The 2,570-nt window shown below is 65.1% G+C and carries 1 protein-coding gene and 3 pseudogenes; 3 read left to right on the forward strand and 1 reads right to left on the reverse strand.

Going from position 1 to position 2,570, the window contains the following annotated elements:
• Window positions 1–367: 367 nt before the first annotated feature.
• Complete coding sequence (catA, locus tag IF89_RS0134915) at window positions 368–1,039, forward strand: type A chloramphenicol O-acetyltransferase (protein WP_030776941.1); 672 nt, start codon at window positions 368–370, stop codon at window positions 1,037–1,039.
• 37 nt (window positions 1,040–1,076) lie between these two features.
• Here catA and IF89_RS45455 read toward each other — a convergent pair.
• Window positions 1,077–1,923, reverse strand: a pseudogene (locus IF89_RS45455) (IS5 family transposase).
• Window positions 1,924–2,013: 90 nt separating this feature from the next.
• Here IF89_RS45455 and IF89_RS0134925 point away from each other — a divergent pair.
• Together IF89_RS0134925 and IF89_RS43800 are read left to right on the forward strand one after the other, a co-directional pair.
• Window positions 2,014–2,403 (forward strand): annotated as a pseudogene (locus tag IF89_RS0134925) (IS5 family transposase); the annotation flags it as partial.
• 53 nt (window positions 2,404–2,456) lie between these two features.
• Window positions 2,457–2,570: pseudogene (locus tag IF89_RS43800) on the forward strand (GNAT family N-acetyltransferase); the annotation flags it as partial.

Raw genomic sequence — 2,570 nt, forward strand, 5'->3', positions numbered from 1 at the left:
CCGGCGCCCGAAGCGCACGGCGCACAACCCGGCGCCTCGGGATGAAACAGGAGCAGCCAGGCCAACACGGCGCCGGAACCGCGACTCATGCACCACTACCCACACCAGCCTCAGTGGTCCCAGCCAAACCAGAGCGCAGACCCATATAAAGAACCCCGAATATGGGCTAAACGCCCTCTGAGTGGCTGATTGAGAACCCGATCCCTCGTAAGTGCTGCCCCGGGCTCAACGTGGATGCAGCGGAGCGGTCCGGAGGCGCGACGACCGTTGCAGGTCCGTCAACCCTGCTCGGACTGCTCGCTGACCGAACCTGATGCTCTCCTCATGCTCTTCCGGGTGAAATGTCAGCAGATGGCATCATGAAGAGATGGATGCCCCTATCTCGATCGACCTCGGCACGTGGCCGCGTCGGCAGCACTTCGAACACTACCGTCGACTGGTTCCGTGTACGTACTCGATGACGGTCGAGCTGGATGTCACCGCGTTCACCGCAGCACTGCGGCAATCGCAGCGCAAGTCCTACATTGCACAGGTCTGGGCACTGGCCACGGTCGTCAACCGTCACGACGAGTTCAAGATGTGCCTAACTTCCGAGGAGGAGCCAGCTGTCTGGCCTGTCGTGCATCCGGCGTTCACGGTGTTCAACCCGGAACGCGAGACGTTCGCCTGTGCGTGGGCTCCCTACGACTCTGACTTCGGAGCGTTCCACGATGTCGCATCCCCTTTGCTCGTGGAGCACAGTCGCGCCACCGACTTCTTCCCGCAGGGGGATCTGCCGGCCAACGTGTTCGACGTGTCGAGCCTGCCCTGGGCGTCTTTCACCGGGTTCAACCTCAACATCGGTGGCAACGGCTGGAACCACCTCGCGCCGATCTTCACCCTCGGGCGCTATGCCGAGCGGGACGGCAGGGTTCTGCTCCCTCTGGCAGTACAGGTGCACCATGCTGCCGCAGACGGGTTTCACGCCACGCGGCTCGTCAACGAGTTGCAGGGTCTCGTGACGGACCTGACCTGGCTGGAGGAGACTCCGAAGGCCTGAGTGTCTGGTCGAAGCGTTCGAACCCGCGCTTGGTTCGTCAGCTTTTCTTGGACCACTTGGCCTGAGGGCTTTTGCGGGTGAGGCGTCGGGTCATCAGGGTGATGAGTGCCCAGGTCAGGTGGGCTTCGGAGTGCTGGGGCAGCCGCTCGTAGTCTCTGACGTTGCGCCGCCCTTTCATGATCCAGCCCAGGGTGCGTTCGACCCTCCACCGGCGGGGCAGGACGACGAAACCCTTCGCGTTGCGGGGCCGTGAGACGGTCTTGAGGGTCATCTTGAGGAAGTCGTCGGCCCAGGTGATGAGCTGGCCGGCGTAGGCGGAGTCGGCCCAGACCTGGGTGATCTGGGGCTGCATGAGACGCAGGCGCCACAGGAGTTCGCGGGCCGCATCGCGGTCGGTCATGTCGGCGGGTGTCACCGTGATCATCACGGGCAGGCCGAGCGCGTGTCCACCGCGATGTGTCTCTTGCGTCCGTTTATCTTCTTCGCCGCGTCGTAGCCGCGGGTGGTTTTCGAGACGGTGTCGGCGCCCTTGACGGACTGCGAGTCCACGATCAGCGTGACCGGCCATGGGCACCTGCCCTGGCCGGTACGGATCTGGCGGCGGAGCTGGTCACCGATGGAGCCGACGATCCCGGCCCGTATCCAGCGAGCGAAGTGGTAGTAGACCGTCTGCCAGGCGGATAGTCGGACGGCAGTGCCCGCCACTTGACCCCGTTGTCGACGATGTACCGGATCGCATCCATGATCTCCCGGCGGTGCCACTTCTCCGGCCGCCCACCGGCCTTGGTCATACAGGCCTGAACAGGCAGCAGCGGTTCGAGCAGCGCCCACTCCGCTACGGTCGTGTCGGACGGATAGCGGCGCCGACGGGAGATTAAGGCCATCACGGCCTCCCGGGGTCGGTTCGGGCCTGGGGCCTAGGCAGTGTCCGGCGGATCACGTGACTGGCAGCGTGTTGGCTCGTAGCTCTCAGCGTGGGGCGGGGTGATCTGACGCATGGGGAGTGGGTCCGGGTGGAGCCGCACCTGCCTGCGACAGGGCGACGCGGCGGCCGATGGAATGACCACCGCACGGTGATCAACGGGATCCTCTTCCGGGTGCGGACCGGCATACCGTGGCGCGACCTGCCTGAGCGTTTCGGCAGTTGGAAGACCGTCTACGAGCGGCACCGGCGCTGGTCGGCGGACGGCACGTGGGACAGAATCCTGCGTGCCGTCCAGGCGGACGCCGATCTGGCCGACCGGATCGACTGGAGCATGGTCGGTGTGGACTCGACGTCGTGCCGGGCCCATCAGCACGCGGCCGGCGCCCGCAAGAAGGAGCCACGCGTCCCGAAAAGAAGGACGACGCCCCGCAACCACCGCGATCAGGTTATGGCTTCGCACGTGATCCGCCCGACAGTGCCTAAGCTTCCGCCGTGAATGACACCACACATGGCATACGGATCAGACCAGGCAGCCTGACCGACGCACCGGCCATTCTGGACATGCTCGACGCTGCGGTGGTCTGGATGAACGATCGCGGCAACACC

Source organism: Streptomyces sp. NRRL F-2664 (genome assembly GCF_000719345.1).
GTDB lineage: Bacteria > Actinomycetota > Actinomycetes > Streptomycetales > Streptomycetaceae > Streptomyces.

Bases quoted from the DNA above. Each gene is read 5' to 3' on its own strand.
- catA (WP_030776941.1), top strand. From the start codon at position 368: ATGGATGCCCCTATCTCGATCGACCTCGGCACGTGGCCGCGTCGGCAG.